14 protein-coding genes and 1 pseudogene are annotated in these 19,059 nt (G+C 37.6%); 12 read left to right on the top strand and 3 right to left on the bottom strand.

Features of this window, described 5'->3' with window-relative positions; genetic code table 11:
- The first annotated feature begins 49 nt into the window (after nt 1-49).
- The 8 genes and pseudogenes from ACZ9EE_RS05605 (at nt 50) to ACZ9EE_RS05570 (ending at nt 11,252) form a co-directional block, all read left to right on the top strand.
- Nucleotides 50-1,855, top strand: coding sequence for a sensor histidine kinase (locus ACZ9EE_RS05605; RefSeq protein WP_476025678.1), 1,806 nt, complete (start codon nt 50-52; stop codon nt 1,853-1,855).
- A gap of 1 nt (nt 1,856) precedes the next feature.
- The gene (locus ACZ9EE_RS05600) at nt 1,857-2,924 is read left to right on the top strand and encodes a response regulator transcription factor (RefSeq protein ID WP_476025677.1); all 1,068 of its coding nucleotides are present in this window, start codon (nt 1,857-1,859) and stop codon (nt 2,922-2,924) included.
- A gap of 100 nt (nt 2,925-3,024) precedes the next feature.
- Nucleotides 3,025-4,305, top strand: coding sequence for an ABC transporter substrate-binding protein (locus ACZ9EE_RS05595; protein ID WP_476025676.1), 1,281 nt, complete (start codon nt 3,025-3,027; stop codon nt 4,303-4,305).
- A gap of 87 nt (nt 4,306-4,392) precedes the next feature.
- Entirely contained in the window at nt 4,393-5,352 is a 960-nt protein-coding gene (locus tag ACZ9EE_RS05590; RefSeq protein ID WP_476025675.1) for a carbohydrate ABC transporter permease, read from the top strand.
- Nucleotides 5,352-6,145 (top strand): annotated as a pseudogene (locus tag ACZ9EE_RS05585) (carbohydrate ABC transporter permease). Before ACZ9EE_RS05590 ends, ACZ9EE_RS05585 begins: the two are co-directional and overlap by 1 nt.
- Nucleotides 6,146-6,181: 36 nt before the next feature.
- Nucleotides 6,182-8,188, top strand: coding sequence for a beta-galactosidase (locus tag ACZ9EE_RS05580; RefSeq protein WP_476025674.1), 2,007 nt, complete (start codon nt 6,182-6,184; stop codon nt 8,186-8,188).
- Nucleotides 8,189-8,269: 81 nt separating this feature from the next.
- Nucleotides 8,270-9,601: a glycoside hydrolase family 30 protein gene (locus ACZ9EE_RS05575; protein ID WP_476025673.1), complete on the top strand. Its 1,332-nt coding sequence runs from the start codon at nt 8,270-8,272 to the stop codon at nt 9,599-9,601.
- A 289-nt stretch (nt 9,602-9,890) separates the two neighbouring features.
- Nucleotides 9,891-11,252, top strand: a complete 1,362-nt coding sequence (locus ACZ9EE_RS05570) for an MATE family efflux transporter (RefSeq protein WP_476025672.1) — start codon at nt 9,891-9,893, stop codon at nt 11,250-11,252.
- Between the two features lie 79 nt (nt 11,253-11,331).
- Here the strand turns inward: ACZ9EE_RS05570 and ACZ9EE_RS05565 are convergent, their stop codons facing one another.
- Both ACZ9EE_RS05565 and ACZ9EE_RS05560 read right to left on the bottom strand, forming a co-directional pair.
- Nucleotides 11,332-11,892 carry a cysteine dioxygenase gene (locus ACZ9EE_RS05565; protein WP_476025671.1) on the bottom strand — a complete coding sequence of 187 codons (561 nt, stop codon included), beginning with the start codon at nt 11,890-11,892 and terminating at the stop codon, nt 11,332-11,334.
- Between the two features lie 12 nt (nt 11,893-11,904).
- A complete protein-coding gene (locus ACZ9EE_RS05560) occupies nt 11,905-12,831 on the bottom strand; it encodes a DMT family transporter (RefSeq protein ID WP_476025670.1) in 927 nt (308 codons plus the stop codon).
- Between the two features lie 210 nt (nt 12,832-13,041).
- Here ACZ9EE_RS05560 and ACZ9EE_RS05555 point away from each other — a divergent pair, with 210 nt between their 5' ends.
- Both ACZ9EE_RS05555 and ACZ9EE_RS05550 read left to right on the top strand, forming a co-directional pair.
- Nucleotides 13,042-13,845, top strand: coding sequence for an SRPBCC domain-containing protein (locus tag ACZ9EE_RS05555; RefSeq protein WP_476025669.1), 804 nt, complete (start codon nt 13,042-13,044; stop codon nt 13,843-13,845).
- Nucleotides 13,846-13,872: 27 nt separating this feature from the next.
- A complete protein-coding gene (locus ACZ9EE_RS05550; protein WP_476025668.1) occupies nt 13,873-14,316 on the top strand; it encodes an SRPBCC family protein in 444 nt (147 codons plus the stop codon).
- Between the two features lie 49 nt (nt 14,317-14,365).
- On the opposite strand, the gene ACZ9EE_RS05545 is transcribed toward ACZ9EE_RS05550, so the two are convergent.
- Nucleotides 14,366-14,839, bottom strand: a complete 474-nt coding sequence (locus ACZ9EE_RS05545; protein ID WP_476025667.1) for a hypothetical protein — start codon at nt 14,837-14,839, stop codon at nt 14,366-14,368.
- A 257-nt stretch (nt 14,840-15,096) separates the two neighbouring features.
- Between ACZ9EE_RS05545 and ACZ9EE_RS05540 the strand changes: the two genes are divergently transcribed.
- Nucleotides 15,097-16,899 (top strand): ABC transporter ATP-binding protein, encoded by a 1,803-nt coding sequence (locus ACZ9EE_RS05540; protein ID WP_476025666.1) that lies wholly within the window; start codon nt 15,097-15,099, stop codon nt 16,897-16,899.
- Nucleotides 16,896-19,025, top strand: coding sequence for an ABC transporter ATP-binding protein (locus ACZ9EE_RS05535; RefSeq protein WP_476025665.1), 2,130 nt, complete (start codon nt 16,896-16,898; stop codon nt 19,023-19,025). The genes ACZ9EE_RS05540 and ACZ9EE_RS05535 overlap by 4 nt, the downstream gene beginning before the upstream one ends.
- Nucleotides 19,026-19,059 lie beyond the last annotated feature (34 nt).

The following is a 19,059-nucleotide window of genomic DNA, read 5'->3' as shown; positions in this document are numbered from 1 at the left end:
ATAATTTATTTTGCATTAGAATATCCTCTGTAGAAAAGGAAAGAGCGCTATGTTGAAAATTACGAGGCTCCCAATAAGGATTCGAAATTATTTACAGCAAAAACTTCTTCGTAAACTTGCGGGAAATATCCGCTATAAATTAATGTTTCTACTGTTATCTGTCATGATCATCCCGTTACTGATCCTCATTATTTTTTCAATCAATGTATCGCAACGAAATTATGAAAAAGAAATTATCAGTTCAAATGAATCCAGAATCGTTTTAGCTGGAAAGTATGTAGATGAAAAATTAAAAGAAAGTGACAAAATATTATTTTCTAGTTTACTTGACGAAAAATTAATACCAAGTATAAGTCAAACTAGTGATGAAAATACCCCTTTAAATTTTAGTACACTAAACTACATAAAAGACAAGTTATATTCCATTTATTATAGAAATGAAAATCTTGATCGTTTTTCAATCTATGCCAAAGAAAAAAGTACAGTTTATTCACTTACAGAAGAAGATTTCAAAGTTTCGAAGATATCGAATCTTTCGGGAACAAACTGGTCTAAATTAGGTGTCAATCCCCATTATATTTTTGATAGTAGAGATTCCAAGCAAAGTTTTTCACTAACAAGAAGTATTATTCGCTTTGAGGATCGAAAAATAGTTGGCGGGGTATCGATTGATGTGAATTGGAATGTGATCGACAGTGTCATTGAGATGCTGGAATCAGAAAAAGAAAGCTCTGTTTATCTATTAAATAACCTAGGTCAAATCATATACAATCCTAACCGTATTAAAACTCCATCAGTTGATTTCCAAAAAATAATAAAGCAAATTAACAAAAGTAAGAAGGATGTTTACTATTTTAATGATAAAAGTGGATATATTTTCTTTCAAAAGGCATTTAACCAAAAAGTAGTAATTGTGAAATTTATCCCTAAAACACTCATCATGAATGGTGTAACGAAGACATTGATCTACGCAGTTATCATCGGTGTTTTTTCTATCATCCTGACCATATTTTTATCTATTATTATATCTTTAAGAACGACAAAGCCCATTATTCATTTAGTTGATGCGATGCAAAAAGTGGAAAAAAACAACTTTGATGTAAGAATTGAAACCGAACGATCCGATGAGATTGGCCTGCTTGAAAAAAAATTTACATCTATGGTTTATCAAATAAATGAATTGATAGAAAAAGAATACAAAAGTGAAATTGCCACAAAAGAGGCTCAATTTAAGGCGCTGCAAGCACAAATCAATCCTCATTTTTTATATAACACTCTTCAGTTAGTCGGGGGAATGGCAGTAGCCCATAATGCTGAGCGGATATACAGGGTGATATGTGCACTAAGTGATATGTTCCGCTATATTACAGGGAAGCAAGGAGACTTGGTGTTAATTGAAGATGAAATCGAACATATAAAAAATTACCTCTATATTCAAAATCAACGTTTTGATGGAAAAATAGAGACGGATATTTATATAGAGGAAGGTACTGAAACGTACGAAATCCCTATGTTAACAATCCAGCCTTTGGTGGAAAATTCATTTAATCATGGGTTTGAACAAAAGGTTGGTCTATGGAAACTCACCGTTGAAGTGCAGAAAGTCTTTGATGATATTGAGATAACCATTACAGACAATGGTGTAGGAATACCTGAGGAGAAACTGAGAACACTCATAAGTCAAATTAACGATTTATCCCAGCCCTTGAATACTAAAGGAAGTATTGGAATTAAAAATGTTGCTGCTAGAATCGGATTGTACTTTGGTAAAGAATACGGTCTTGATATTTCAAGCGGAGATCATGGAACGCAAATCGTAATTACAATTCCTGCAAGGATGCTATTGGAGGTATAACATGATAAAAACATTACTTGTTGACGATGAAAAATGGACAAGAGAGACGATTAAGCAGTTTGGAAAATGGCAGGACTATGGGATTGAAGCCATTGAGGAGGCTGCGGATGGACAAGAGGGGTTGAAATTGATCGAACAATGGTCCCCGGATATTGTGATTACCGATATGAAAATGCCTGGTGTGGACGGCATGGAATTACTTCGGATTGTAGCCGAACGTTTCCCTCAGATTAAGTTGATTGTAGCCAGCGGCTATGATGACTTTCATTATATGCGCCAGGCGATTCGTTCGAAAGCCAATGAGTATTTGCTGAAACCAATCAATGCAGACGAATTAAATCAAACTATAGAAAAATGTGTAAAAGAGATAAAACGACAATCCAGGCAGCATTTAAAGCCTTTTTCTTTTTTAAGTAAAGATATCTCTACGTTAATGATGGACTATAAAAAAACAATTATCTCTTTTTTGGATGAACTAAATACAGAGGGCTTTGAAAATGTCATGGAGCGTTTTTTCATTGATTTAAAGAAAGTAGATGGAGTGGACAACCATGCACTGGCTAAAATTGAACACGAGTTTATTCTGATTTTAGAAGCTCAAATGATTAAAAATGATTGCAATGTTCAAGAGGTGTTTAAACATGAAGAATTAAGCTATGAAAGCGGCTTGTCACTTGAGTTAATCATGAAGAAACATCAAGATTTAGGGAAACGTTTTGTGGAATATATGCTCCAGGTTAAGAAACGAAAAGGCAGAGTAGATCTCCAAGAAATAAAAGAATACATAGAACGGAATTTTACAGAATCCCATCTATCTTTGGATGTATTAGCCAACAAGTTTTTCGTTAGTAAAGAATACTTAAGCAAAGCATTTAAAGCTATGTATGAGTGTAATATTACAGAGTACATTGTCAGCAGACGAATGGAACATGCGAAAAGATTAATTGATGCAAATGAACTTCAAATCAAAAGCATTGCCCAAATGGTGGGGTATGAAGACCTGTCCTATTTTTATCGTGTTTTTAAAAAATACTTCAAAATTTCTCCGGGAGAAATGAGGCAAGGTTAAAAAAGTCCAAATGTAAGCGCTAATATTTTCAATATTCGAGTACGAGTGGGATGTTTATGATAAGAGTGTAAGTTAAAACTTTAACAGGGGGCCATAAAAGATGAAGAAAGCGATTTCAACAGCACTTAGCTTGATTCTTGGGATTGGTTTGTTAGCGGGTTGTAGTTCAAATGATACTGCTTCAGGCCAAAATGATACAAAGGCGTCAAAACAAGTTGAACTTAAAGTTTTTATTGGACAACCACGATTTAAGAAACAATATGAAACGTATTTTGATCAGTTTGTCAAAAAAGAGAAACAGGATAAAAACATTGATGTCAAAATCAAATTGGAATTACCAAATGTAAATCAGGCATCACAGCTATTAAAGACAAGATTAGCTTCAGGTGATAGCCCAGATATTTTCAGTCTTCATGCGATAAATGATATCCCTCTTTTTAATAAAGCAGGTTATCTAGAAGATTTATCAAAGGAACCGTTTGCTGATAAGTTGTATGACACGGTTAAACCAGCTGTCACCACAACCGATGGTAAAGTAGTAGCAATCCCATTAGAGACTCTTCAATGGGGTTACTTATACAATAAGAAAATCTTTAGTGACTTAGGTTTAAAATTACCACAGACGATGTCCGAAATGAAAGAAACCATAAAAGTATTAAAACAACATAAGATCACACCGTTCTTGTTAACTTATAAAGATGCATACATCCCGCAATTATTTTTACCACTTACTGTAGGTGGGGACGCCAGTACAACGACTCCTGACTTTATAAAGAGCATGAATGAAGGTAAAGGTTCGTTTAAAGATGTTAAAGACTTGTTTGATATCATGGATTTAGTTAATTCCAATGGAACAACACGTGCCTTTGAAAACGGACAAGATCAAGGAGCCTCTGATTTTGCGAATGGAAAGGCTGCCATGTGGGTCCAAGGACCATGGATGGCAGATTCCATTGTAAGTGCAAATAAAGACTTTGAATTTGGTGTTGCACCACTGCCTATTAATGATGATCCAAAAGCAACTTTATTGAATTTAAGTACATCTACATCACTAGCTGTTTCCAAAATGAGTAAAAATAAAGCTGTCGCAAAAGACCTCATCAATTATATTCTTGATGATAAAGATTCCAGTGAATTCTATAAGAGCCTTGGATTTAATCCTATCTCAAAAGTTCATACATTTGCACCATTTCCATGGCTAAAAGAATCATCTGATTATGTTTCACAAGGCAGAGCTTATCAGGACCCTGCAATTCCATCTGCGGTTAAAGACGAGTCGCAAAAATTATTCCAGAGTTATCTTGCAGGAGATGCATCCAAAGCTGAGGTCATCAAAGGGTTGGATCGTGCCTGGGATCAATTCAATAAAAACAATAAGTAATTTGATTATCATCAGACAATGATAAAGGCAGCTCTACACAGCTGTCTTTATCATTATCAAAAATTAACTGTCAATGGGGTGGGTGCAATGCCACAGTTAGGAAAACAAAGCAATCAAATCGCTATCAACCAAGTTCAACCGAAAATAAGCTCAAAAAGCACCTTAAGTTTGAAAAAACAAAAAGGTACTCTTAGTCTACTATTATTTGTTCTTCCGGCCTTTATCTTTTATTTTGTATTTTTGTTGATTCCAACGGTCGGGGCAGGGTTTTATAGCTTTACCGATTGGAATGCCTTATCGCAAACCTTTCATTTTGTTGGTTTTAGTAACTATATTGAAGCGTTTAAAGATGACCCTGATTTTCGTCATTCCTTTTTCTTTACTTTAAAATATACGGCTTTCATGTTTGTATTCCAAAATGTGATCGCGCTACTTCTAGCACTTTTTATTGAAACTAGAGTAAGGACGAAAGGCTTTTTTCGAACCCTATTCTTTATGCCAAATATGTTAAGTTTAATCATTAGTGCATTGATGTTTTCGTTTATATTTTCGAATGTACTTCCTGAACTATCGAAAAAAGCGATTTTTCATCTGCTAGAACAACCATGGATTGGTGATGCAAAAGTTTCCTTCTATTCCATTCTTATCGTGTCTTTGTGGCATGGGATTGGCTATATGATGGTCATTTATATGGCAGCACTGCAAGGTGTACCCTCACATCTTAAGGAGGCAGCGATGATTGATGGTGCAAATCCGTTTCAACGACTTATTCATATTACGATTCCAATGATTATGCACGCCATAACCATTTGTGCCTTTTTGACATTGAATGGTGCCTTTAAAGTGTTTGATGTTGTTTATGCACTCACAGCAGGCGGGCCTGGAAGATCAACACAGGTAATGGCCCTTAATATTTATGAAGAAGCATTCTCCAATAATTTTAGGTATGGTTATGCTAATGCAAAAGCAATGATACTCTTTCTCATTGTTTTAGTGATTACCTTGATCCAAGTTAAAGTGTTGAAAAAGAAAGAGGTGGAAGCATAATGAAAAAACTATACGGGGCAGCGGCTACTCTAATTCTAGCAATCTTTGCGGCTATATCGTTTTTTCCCATCTACATGGCTTTTATTAATTCCTTTAAAACACAAGGAGAAATTTTTAAATCCGTTTTAAAACTGCCGACAAAATTACATTTTGAAAATTATACGGGTGTGTTTGAACAGTTAGATTTATTTCATAGCGCCTGGAATACGGTCCTTGTCACGGTAATAGGATTAGCAGGTATTGTTATTTGCGGTTCGCTTGCAGGTTATAAATTAGCTAGGACTCCAGGCTATTCCTAGCCTCAATGCTTGTACCTTTTCATTCAATCATGATTACCTTGACCAAGGTAGCCAAAGGGTTACATGTACAGGGTTCGATTTATGGGTTAGGACTCATTTATATTGGGCTTGGTGTAAACATGGCCATCTTTCTATATCATGGTTTTGTGAAAACCATCCCTAAAGAGCTGGAGGAAGCGGCAAGAATTGATGGATGTAATGACTTTCAAATCTTTACGAAAATCATTTTTCCTCTTCTAAAACCAATCACAGCCACAATTCTAATTTTAGATATTTTATGGTTGTGGAATGACTTCTTATTGCCTTTAATCATGTTGACTGATGTAAATAATTATACCCTGATGTTGTCCATTAACATGTTATTCGGGGAATACAACAGTGATTGGCCAAAGATCCTCTCAGGACTTATCATTACGGCGCTGCCTGTGGTTGTGTTTTATGCGATTTTTCAAAAATACATTCTTAAGGGAATTGCAGATGGCGCGATTAAATAAACAAGTGGTTTACACAGATTAGGACGGTGAAATGTAATGAAACAGTTGTTATACGGTGTAGCGTACTATTATGAATATATGCCCTATGAACGATTAGAAAAAGATATCGAGATGATGAAGGATGCAGGCATTAATGTGGTTCGAATCGCAGAATCGACGTGGAGCACCCATGAACCGCAAAATGGCGTTTTCGATTTTACTTCAGTGGACCGGGTACTGAATGCTATGCATAATGCCGGAATCAAAGTAATTGTTGGAACCCCCACCTATGCGATCCCAACTTGGATGGTAAAGGAACATCCAGAAGTATTGGCGATTACCCAAAAAGGACCAGGAAAGTATGGGGCTCGTCAGATTATGGATATCACCAATCCTACGTATCTGTTTTATGCTGAACGGATTATCCGGAAATTAATTGGACATGTAAAGGACCATCCAGCCATAATTGGCTACCAGACGGATAATGAGACAAAGCATTATGACACCGCCGGTCCGAATGTTCAGGTGTTATTCGTAAAATACATGAAAGAAAAGTTTAAAACACTGGATACCATTAACAGCGTATTCGGATTAGATTACTGGAGCAATCGCATTAATAGCTGGGAGGATTTCCCTTCTGTAGTTGGAACCATAAATGGAAGTTTAGGGGCGGAGTTTGCAAGATTTCAACGGCAGCTAGTAACGGATTTTCTATCTTGGCAGGTTTCTATTGTGAATGAGTATAAACGTCCGGACCAGTTTGTGATGCAAAACTTTGATTTTGAATGGCGTGGCTATTCCTATGGGATTCAGCCAAGAGTTAATCATTTTGAAGCAGCTAAAGCATTTGATGTAACTGGAGTGGATATCTATCATCCTTCGCAGGAGGATTTAACCGGGATTGAAATTTCGTTTGGCGGCGATGTTGCTCGTTCTACGAAGGGAACCAATTATCTTGTAGTTGAAACGGAAGCACAGGCATTTACCAATTGGGTTCCGTACCCAGGGCAGCTAAGGCTTCAGGCGTTTTCACATTTAGCGTCAGGAGCTAACATGGTCGCCTATTGGCATTGGCATTCCATCCACAACTCGTTTGAAACTTATTGGAAAGGGCTGTTAAGCCACGATTTTGAACCCAATCCCGTTTATAATGAGGCCAAAACTATCGGCAGGGATTTCGCAAGACTCTCTCCACATCTTGTGAACCTTGAGAAAAATAATCAAGTTGCCATATTGGTCAGCAATGAATCGTTAACGGCTATCGAGTGGTTTAAATTTAATTTTTCCAGCACTAAAAATTACAATGATATTGTTCGCATGATGTATGACGAGCTTTACAAAATGAATATTGGCTGTGATTTTGTAAATCCGACTAGTGAAAACCTAGAAAACTATCAAATGTTAATCGTACCAGCCTTATATACTGCTTCTAATCAACTGCTAGAACGATTAAACAAGTTTGTTAAAAATGGTGGTCACATCGTATATACTTTCAAGAGTGGATTTACTGACGAAAATGTAAAGGTAAGAACCACTCATCAGCCAGGAATCATTAATGAGGCTTGCGGTATTTATTACAATATGTTTGTTGAACCGAAGAATGTTTCCTTAAAGGATGATCCTTTTGAGGTGGGCCAAGAAAATAATACGGTGGACACCTGGATGGAACTGATAACCCCAACCACGGCGGAAGTATTAGCTTATTATGATCACCCACATTGGGGAAGGTATGCCGCTATTACACAAAATGGTTATGGTAAAGGTATAGCAACCTATATTGGCTGCATCCCTAGTGCAGCGATCATGCATAACATATTGAAACATGTGATTAAACATGCAAACCTTTGGGGAGTAAACCAAGAGCTTGCATTTCCGTTAATTGTAAAGTCAGGCATTAATCAAAAAGGTAAAAATGTTCATTATTACTTTAATTACTCAGATGCCCGGGATTCTATCAAGTATCCTCATAACAGTGGGGTGGAATTGTTAACAGATCGTACTGTGACGATCGAGGAAAGTTTAGATATAGAGCCTTGGGGAGTCCTGATTATCGAAGAGACGTAATAGTAACAGACTTGAATGGTTCTGGTGTAACCGATCAGCAGCGGAACCATCACATTCCATGAGGATAGCGAGGAATCACCAATGAAGAGAAATTCTGTGCAATGGATCTCAACGACAAAGCAGGGAAGTTGGAATACCAGTGAAGTACACCAAACAGAAACAGGGTTACCTAATTTAACTTTGACCAGTAAAACTGAGCGGATCATCGAAGGATTTGGCGGCTGTTTTAATGAGTTGGGGATAACAGCGATTCAACATTTAAGTAAAGAAGAACAAAATAAAGTGTTTGATACACTGTTTGATCCAAATGGCGAGTGTAAATTTACTATTTGCAGACTTCCAATCGGGGCAAGTGACTATGCATTAGAATGGTATAGTCATAATGAAGTAGAAAATGATTATCACATGGAGCATTTCAATATTGACAGGGATCGAAAATATTTAATCCCGTACATAAAAGAAGCGCTAACACGAAATCCAGAAATGAAATTATTTGCCTCTCCTTGGAGCCCGCCAACATGGATGAAATTTCCTAAAGCTTATAATTATGGAAAGCTACGCTGGGAAAAAGAAGTATTAGAAGCATATGCCTTATACTTTGTAAAATTTGTGGAGGCATACAAACAGGAAGGAATTACGATAGATCAAATACATGTGCAAAATGAAGTCGTTGCTGATCAGAAATTTCCATCCTGTGTCTGGACAGGTGAGCAGCTTAGGGAATTTATCAGCGAATATTTAGGTCCAGCCTTTGAAAAACATGGACTTGACACCGAAATTTGGCTGGGCACTATTAATGGAATTGTAGAAAAACTATTTCAAAAGTCAGCCTCCGACTATGATCAAATGGTAAATACGGTTCTCAGTGACCCCCATGCTTATCAATACATTAAAGGTGTCGGTTTTCAATGGGCAGGTAAATATACAATCCAACAAACGGTGCAAAGTTATCCTGAATTACGTTATATGCAGACCGAAAATGAATGTGGAGATGGAAAGAACTCTTGGGAATATGCACACTATGTCTATAATTTGTTCCGACATTACTTTGTAAATGGAGCTAATTCCTATGTTTATTGGAATATGGTGCTGGAGCCTTTTGGCCGGAGCACATGGGGGTGGGAACAAAACTCTATGATTACGATAGATCCAGACACGAAGGAAGTAATGTTTAATCCAGAGTTTTATGTCATGAAACATTTTTCTCATTATATTACTCCTGGTGCTGTTAGGATGGATACAAAAGGGCCTTGGTCTGGTAATTCAGTAGCATTTCAAAATCCTGATGGTTCTAAGGTGGTGGTTATTGCCAATCCATTTAATGATGCACGTGAACTTTGTATGGAACTAGATAATAAAAATTATCGTGTTACATTAGAGCCTGAATCTTTTAATACCTTCGTATTAGAATGATTAATCAATATTGATTCAATAAACTGATTTGCATCATTAATTTAATAAGAAAAAGGCAACTGCCTCATTACTTGCGGTAGTTGCCTACAAACTAAACCCCCACATATTCCCCAGTCATTCCTTTTACAATTCATCCTACTTTTGTGCAATTTGCCCATATACCAAAACCTCAAAATAATTTAGAATTTAACAGATTAAAAGCGCTTTCTAATTGGAGGGGAGGTTCCACATAGTATCTAGTGCATATTTAGTTTCTCATGAATAATTTAAAAATGACGGTGGGATGATCATGAAATTAATAAAGGAAATTCTTCATTTAGCTATTCCATCGATTGCAACCTTCTCCTCCATGACGGTTACAGGTTTGCTTATCTTGATGATTGTTGGCAAGCTGGGGGCTACAGCTATTGCAGTGGTCGGGATTACCAATGTTTTAATGTACAATTTATGGGCCTTGTTTTCCGGCAATCAAGGAGCCATTAACTATTTAGTTGCCCAAAACTATGGATCTGAAAACATGAAGCAGGGCAATCAGCGTATGCAAATTGGAATAATTTTAGCTGCCTTGCAGGCGATCCTTTTATTCTGTGCCAGCTTTATGATTCCTCATTTCATACTAGAAGTCATGGGATCAAACACAGCAATTTTAAAGCTTGGAGTTCCATATGTTCAGGTCCGGATGTTTGCCATGATGTTCACTGTATTTAATATTATTTTTTATGCCTATATGAGGGCAACAGGTGATACGCGAACACCCATGAACATCTCTTTAATTAATAGTGCACTTGTGGTGTTTTTAACTTATGTATTAGCTTACGGAAAGTTTGGCTTTCAAAACTTAGGCTTACAAGGAGCGGGCTGGAGTATGGTGGCAGCGGAAGGAATTACGTTCCTGCTAAATATACTTGTCTATTACCGCTTTTTAAATGAAAAATATTTTACCCGTTCATGGGTTCGGATTGAGCGGCAGCAGGTTCGATTATTGCTGTTCGAAAGTTCAAAGCTAGGGATAACGGAATTGTCGAATAGTATGGGGATGTTGATATTTACCGCTTGTATTACTCGACTTGGGACAGTGGCGATTGCTGCCAATGAAATTGCTCTAAATATTTTATCTTTTGGGTTTATGCCAGCAAATGGATTTGGAGCGGCTTCCACCGTTGGTATTGGTCAAGAAATTGGTAAAGGGCGGCCGACGGAAGCGAAACGGTTTGGACTGGTAACGGTGTACCTAGGCATAGGGTTTATGTTATTGATATCGATCTTATTGTTTGTTTTTTCCTTACCTGTGGCTAAATTGTATACCTCAGATTCTGCGGTGTACTTAACTTCTGTTTCCCTCATTCATTTAGCTTCGTTTATTCTATTGTTTAGCGGAGCCGGCATTATACTTTCTGGCGGACTGAGAGGAGTGGGGGATACAACCTTCTTGTCTCGGGCTTCCTTATTATTGAATTGGATTTACTTTATCCCATGTACGATTTTGCTAACTCAAGTTTATCACTTAGGGCAAACCGGCGCCTGGACAGCTTTTTGCAGTTTAATCGTGCTACAATTTGCAGCAAATGCCTGGCGTTTTAAGTCTTTGGATTGGACATTAGCCAAAAGCAAATCAGAGCCTATTTCTCGAAGGAAGTCGGTTAACGCATAATCTTTAGGAAATCAAAAAGAGGGTGTGCCAAAAGGAAACTTTTCGGTACACCCTCTCCTCTTTTTTGACTATTACAAGTTTACCTTTCTTTTTTTAGTTGGAACTCTTTTATTTTCTGATTTTGTTCGTCCGGCCACCACGCGCCGCAGTCATCAGAAACGATGCAAGCGGCACATTTTTTTAGGTCATACACAATCATTCCGGCAATAGGTGGTGAATAAAGATGAAGGGTAATCAAATCTGCATGGTTGGAGGCTTGCATTTTATGGATCGCTTTTTTCGGTGCATATAAATAGTTCCCTTGATGGTGGTACTCCTGTAACAATTCAACAGGTAAGCTATTTCCGCTCATTTCATAAATCGTATTAATAGAGGTGCCCGAGAGGACTTGTATCCAGCCATGTGAATGGCCATGGTCATGAGGGGCACACTCCAGCTGAGACCAATTCATCACGAGCATCTCGACTTCTTCATTTTTAAATAATAGTTTTCGATTATACGGTTTTCCTTGGGTCGGTTCTGGGAGGAAGCTCAAATCTCTAAGTTGTATATCTAGTTTTACTAGTGCATTTTTTAACTGTGCTTTAGAGGGACTTTTTAAGGGATCTAATACATTCTTTATCCTACTTGTCAAAGTCATAAAGCTCTCCTCCTATGGACGTTTTTTCTTGAAGAGGCTGAACAAAAGAGGCACAAGCTGACCGTTAACAATAATCACTCCAATTATAATTATGATTCCCCCAGCAATACTTATGATTAAAACTTTTTCTTGTAAAAATAAGACTGCCGCAACTAATGTTGAGATAGGTTCCATATATAGAAACATTGATACCTTAGAGGCCTCTAAAACTTCGAGTGCTTTTCCCCAATACCAATAAGCAATCCCCGAAACAAAGACACCAAGAAACAACAAATGCGCCCACTCTGTATGATTAAGCAGTAAAAGGGATTCCCAGCCCTTGTTCCGGATCATAAAAGGCGCCGTTAGAATCAATCCAAGTAAACTCATATAAAAGGTCATCAAAAGAGGAGAATAGGGAATCCGTAAGCTTTTTAATAGCACAGAATAAACAGCCCAGTTCAAGGTACTTAAAAGCATGAGAAAAAAGCCGATGTTCATGCTGACTGCAAAAGAATGCCCACTTCTTGTCGTTGTAACTAGCAGTACACCTATTATAGCTAGGACCATTCCCGTTGCCTTAGATAAAGTCATTTTTTCATGCAAAAAGAGAACGGATAGGATGACTGTAAAGATGGGGGAAAACGATATGAGCCATCCAGCTGAAGATGCATGGATTGTTAATAACGCTGTTACCTGGAGCAATTGATGAACAAAAACACCAAGAATACCCAGTACTATTAAATGGGGAAGATATTTAATAGAGACAAGCAGCCGGGTACGCTGGATTAGTAATAGCAGCAGTAAAAATAAGGCACCTATTCCAAAGCGAAATACAACGATCGAAAAAGGATCAAGTTCTGCTAGAACAGCCTTCGTTGATACAAAGGAAATTCCCCAGAAACTAATTGAGATGAAAGCATAAAGCGAGGCAGTTAACTTAGATCTAGTAAGGGCCATGGACTAAACATTCCTTTCAATAAAAAAAGGTGTTATTCCATTTTATGCTTGTCCTGAGAGAAGATGATTGTTTCTACCGAACGTTGGAAAGATAAGGATAGATTTGGTAACTTGACCTTTGTTATTGTACATGTTACCATAAAGTCACTTATTAAATGTGACCATTAGGTCACATGTAATTTGCTATATTTCTTAGAAAGGATCGTTGGAATGGAGGACGAACTTTCCACAGTTTTTAAGGCATTAGGACATCCAATTCGCAGACGAATTCTTGATATTCTGAAGGAATCACCTAAAACAACAGGAGAACTGAACGACTATTTTCCGGAGGTCACTAGATATGCGATTATGAAGCATTTGTCATTACTTGAGGAAGGAAACTTAGTGGTCGTCAGGCGTGAAGGAAAATATCGGCGCAATTTTCTCAATGCTGTTCCACTTCAGAAGATGCATAATCGCTGGATTGGAAAATACATGCAGGCAGCAGCCAGTTCATTGTTAAATTTACAATCAGTGGTTCAAAAAACAGGAGGAGAATTAGATATGAACGTAACAAACCAAGATCAAAGCCAAGTTTTTAAAATTGAGCAAGAGGTATTAATTGATGCTCCACGTGAACAAGTTTTCAAAGCCTTAACAGAACGGGCCGGCGATTGGTGGGAGTTCCGTTTGGCGCCAAAAGGGGTCCCATCTGAGTTTACCTTTCATCCTGTTCCGGGGGGACAATTTATTGAAAAGTGGGGTGAAAATCAAGGTGCCGTCTGGGGTAATGTTTACTATGTGAATGCACCTGAAGAAATCCGCCTACATGGTCATCTCGGAATGCAAGGGGCGGTAAACAGTTCCTACACGTATCGTCTTATTGAGAAGGATGGGGCGACAGTGCTGCAGCTTTCCCATCATGCATCTGGTATCATCCAGGAAAACTGGGAACAAGAACATTCAGAGGGCTGGAAATATCTGCTTGGTACTCTGCTGAAAAATTATCTAGAACAAAATCATTCATCAAGATAATAGTTGTTAGGAGATTAAATCGAAGATATGGTAGACGTCTTAACAGAAATAACCATCCGATGCCCGCTACAACAAGTTGCGGAATATGCAGCAGATCCTGATCATGCTCCGGATTGGTATGTAAATATTAAATCTGTTGAATGGTTGACCCCTAAACCTCTAACAATGGGTTCGAAAATGGCCTTCAAAGCTCAATTCTTAGGCAGAGAACTTGCCTATGTTTACGAAGTAGCCGAATTTATATCGGGACAAAAGCTTGTTATGAAAACGGCAGACGGTCCTTTTCCAATGGAAACAATCTACACTTGGGAACCGATTGAAAATAATCTAACTAGAATGACGCTGCGGAACAAAGGGAACCCAACAGGTTTTTCAAAATTGTTTACTCCCTTCATGGATCTGATGATGAAAAAAGCAAACAATAAAGACCTGCAAAAAATAAAATTTATCCTTGAAGAATTACTAGATTAAATATTATTCGAAAAAAAGAACTGTCCTAAAAAAGAACAGTACTCGTTTTCTAATTCACCATAAAATCAGACGAATTTATACCAGAGACCAGTGAGTCTCTTGCTGCTTCTAACTCAATTTTAATAAAAGCAAGCTGCCCTTGGAGTTTATCATTTTTACCGCTTAAGGAAATAGCTTCGTTAATAAACTCAATCGTTTCTTTCGTCTTTTCGAATGCCAAAGTAATTCGATTGTCAGACAGATTAATGAGAAGTTGGTTATCTTGAATCTCGGGGGCAATAGGTATGTTTTGGAATATTGGGTCGCTTGGAAAATAAGTATCAAAGGGTAAACATTTAATCGCGAGATAAACCTCTGTGAGACTATCAATCGCATCTTGGTAGAATTGTTCTTTAATCGGATTTGGCGGGAAAGGAAAGGCAGTCAGTTCTCGGAAAAAAATTAACGCACTTTCCGTATATCGAATGGCTTGGACTGTATAAGCCAGGGCATATCTTACATTTGAAACGATGTTAGAGGACATGGTCTTCACTCCTAGTGATGAATTCCTATTAGTGTATGTAAGGAAGACGAGCCCGTAAAGGACAATTAGGTAATTTATTCATGGGAGTTCGAGTTTTAAATTGATATGATCCGTTTAACCTCTTTCTTATTTTCAAGGAAGGGGTTTTCCTAGTTTCTAAAAAGCAAGATAATCCATGAAACATGGCGGGGAAATCCATTGTGATTGGAGGTTAGGTAGGATATTCTAAGCATATTCCTTTATGAAGGAGTGATTTAATGAAAAATGGTCCAATTTTTAGAGAACATTTTGTCTTACATAAATGGAGTTATTTGCTTGGAACAGTTTTGTTATCCATATCGCTTGTTATGCAATTATCGGTTCCTAGTTTATTAAAGGAGTTTACCGACGGGCTTCAAAACGGGTCCCTTCATGTTTCAGATTTACTTAAATTGTCGTTTTGGTTTACGATTGCCGGAATTGGAACCTTTTTATTTCGGTCAAGTGGCAGAATTTATATATTCCGCATGTCCAGAATGCTGGAACGGGACTTGCGGACGCAGCTATTTTCCCATTGGGAGAAGCTCGAGGCGGATTACTTTCAGAATCAACGAATTGGGAATTTAATGGCCCATGCTGTAAACGATGTGAATATCCTCCGGCAAATCGGGATGCAGGGATATTTTCAGATGGTCGAGGCCGTAGTACTAATATCAATAGCCGGTATTATGATGGGCGGTACCATTAATCTTTACCTTACACTTCTTGTCTTATTACCATTACCTGGATTAACCTACATTGCTTACCGTTTTCGAACCAAAGTTCAAATGCATTCTCTAAAAGTACAAGAGGCTATAGGGACATTGACAAGTCGTGTTCAAGAATTTTGTTCGGGAATTAGTGTAATAAAAACCTATGTACAGGAAAAAGAGGAACTTAAGAAGTTTACAATAGAAAATGAGTCAAATGTCGAGGTAAATAAACAACTAATCCGCTCGAACTCACTTTTTACTTCACTAAGTCAAGGTATCATTGGATTTAGTTATTTACTTTCAATCGTAGTGGGATCCATCTTGGTTATGAAAAGCATCATCTCGCTTGGTGACTTTGTTGCTTTTAATACTTATTTATCTATGTTGATTGGTCCGATTGAAAATATAGGTAAGGTCATTAATCTTCTCCAACAAGGAAAAGCTGCAGATCACAGGATTCGTCAGGTTCTATCAACTGAACCGGATATTCAAGATGCAGAAGGGCTGCTTCCTTTAACTTCAATAAAGGGGGATCTGAAAATAAAAAATTTATCTTTTAAGTATCAAAGGAACAATCGTTATGCCTTGCGTAATATCAACGTCACCATCCCAAGAGGAACAAGTTTGGCCATTGTTGGAAAGGTAGGCAGCGGAAAATCCACTCTAGTTCATTTACTTTTACGTCTATACAATCCCCCCAAAAATACCATCTTTTTCGATCATCTTGATATTCACGATATTCCATTAAAAACACTGCGATCTTCCATTGCCTATGTTCCGCAAGACAATTTTTTATTTTCCTCGACGATTAGAGATAATATTTCTTTCGACCCGAACCTTTATCAGGATGAGGAAGTATACCAAGCAGCAAGGCAAGCCCAAGTTTATGTTGATATTATCGGTTTTCCTAATAAGTTTCAAACCGAATTAGAGGAGCGGGGTCTTTCGTTATCTGGGGGACAAAGGCAGCGTGTCAGTATTGCTCGAGCATTAATCAAACATTCACCTATTATTATCTTTGATGACAGCCTTTCAGCAGTGGACTCTAAAACCGAAGCGAATATTTTAACTACACTCCGGACTGAGATGAAAGGTCGAACATCCATTATCATTAGTCATCGAATTTCTACCATTCAAGAAGCTGATCAAATAATTGTATTAGATAAAGGGGAAATAGTCGAAAGGGGAACGCACCTGTCTCTATTAAAGGAAGATGGTATTTATAAAAAAATGTATACACAGCAAATAACGGGACTTACCTCTGTTCAGTCAAAAAGACCAGTTATTTATGAAAAAAAAATTGTGATTAAAAGAAGGGGGAGGGAATGATTCGAAATAAAAAAGAGGGAAATAATCCTAAAATGGGTGATCGTCAATTAGCAAAGGGAATGCTATCGTTCGCTAAACCATATTGGAAACTCCTTTTATTTTCGATTCTGTTAACTGGCTTTATTGTTATCGCAAGCTTAGCTCAACCTTTCATCTTAAAAGTGGCAATTGACAATCATATAAATGGATTATATGACCCAATGATTTCCGCACAGCAATCCAAATCGGCTGAAGTGAAAGAGCAATTGGAACAAAAGAATATTCCATATAAGGAAATAGCGACGATCGATCAAATTGTTTATTTTCGATTGGAATCCTCTCATCTCCACTTCCAGCCAGGTTCAAGAGCAGAGAAAACGGCCATTGTTTCGATAAAAAATAACTATTATCTTGTACATGGGTGGAACGAAGGACTCAACCAAGTAAAAGAATATCAACTCCATCGGGATAGCCGTGAAATTAAGATAAGTAATCATACGTATCCCGTTTCTAATTTAGCGACAAAGGACGTTGACCAATTCCGAACAAATGATTATCAAGGTCTCATTTATTTGGGGATCCTGTATTTCTTATTAATTATCGGTTCTTCCCTATGTACGTATTTTCAAAATAACACACTGCAATTTACTGGACAGTATGTCATCTTTGACTTTCGGCAAGCCATTTTCCATCATTTTTCCCAAATGCCAATGTCATTTTATCGACGAAATCCGATTGGCAGACTAGTAACAAGGGTAACTCATGATGTCGAATCCCTCAACCAACTCTACTCACAAGTAATGGTTAATTTAGTAAAAGATGTCCTTATCCTCATCGGAATTCTATTCTTGATGCTTTATATGAGTGTTAAACTAACGCTTATCTGCTTCATTGTCATTCCTGTTATTGGAATAGTCACCTTTTATTTTAAACGAGTGTTACGTACCTCACAAAGGAATCTGCGAACGATTCTTTCAAGGCTTCTTTCTTTTCTTGCCGAAAATCTCTCAGGGATGACTGTTATTCAACTTTTTGTTCGTGAAGGAAGACAATTGGAGATGTTTAATGAATTAAACGAGAAGCATTACCGGGCTGGTATGCGTCAAACGATCATTAATTCCATTTTCAACCCTTCAATCGGTCTTTTCGGAAATATCTCACTTTCGCTCCTAGTTTGGTATGGCGGAAGGAGTGTTTTAGACGGGAGTATTACGTTTGGAACTGTCTATGCGTTTACCCATTATGTCAGGCAGTTTTTTGAACCGCTTAGAGGGCTAGCAGACAGGTTTAACCAGATACAAGCCGCGCTAGCATCAGCTGAACGGATATTTGAAACGCTGGATACAAAACCAACTATCCTAAACCCTGTTCAGGCTAAGAAACTTCCGGAGAGGGTTCAGGGCAGAATCGTTTTTCAAAATGTATGGTTTGCCTATGAGAACGAAGAGTGGGTATTAAAGGATATTCAATTTAGAGTCAATAAAGGAGAAACAGTTGGGATTGTCGGGGCAACCGGGGCAGGCAAAAGCTCGATCATTCAACTCATCAACCGGTTTTATGATAACCAAAAGGGGATCATCACACTAGATGGGATCAATATTAAAGAAGTTCCATTAAATGAGCTTAGAAAGCACATTGGAATTATTCAACAAGACCCTTTTGTTTTTTCAGGTACTGTTTTTGATAATATTCGCTTAAATCATCGGGAAGTCAGTGATGAATCTATTATAAAAGCAGCTAAAGCGGTAAATATTGATTTGTTTTTTAGTACATTACCGCAAGGATATGAAACATTGCTCGGAGAGGAAGGAACTGTATTATCGGCAGGTCAAAAGCAGCTGCTTGCTTTTTTAAGAGCAATGATTGCCAACAATGATGTCCTAATACTCGATGAAGCGACGGCAAATATTGATACAGAAACAGAACAGGCTGTTCAAGATACCTTAAAGGAAATATCAAAAAATCGAACAACGATTATCATTGCACATCGACTCTCTACGATTCAGCATGCGGATAAAATAATCGTCTTGGATAAAGGTAGAATGGTAGAAATGGGGAATCATCAACAACTGTTAAAAAACCAATCCGTTTACTATCAATTATGTCTTAATCAGAGTAAAGGAAATCGAATGAAGGAAAGAGTTTAAGTAATCTCTTGGCAGTTGGTTGAACGTTTTTTTT

The sequence above is a fragment of the Bacillus sp. URHA0034 genome (genome assembly GCF_056280405.1).
Note: the sequence above shows the minus strand (reverse complement) of the source record. Positions and strands in the feature narration are given on the sequence as shown.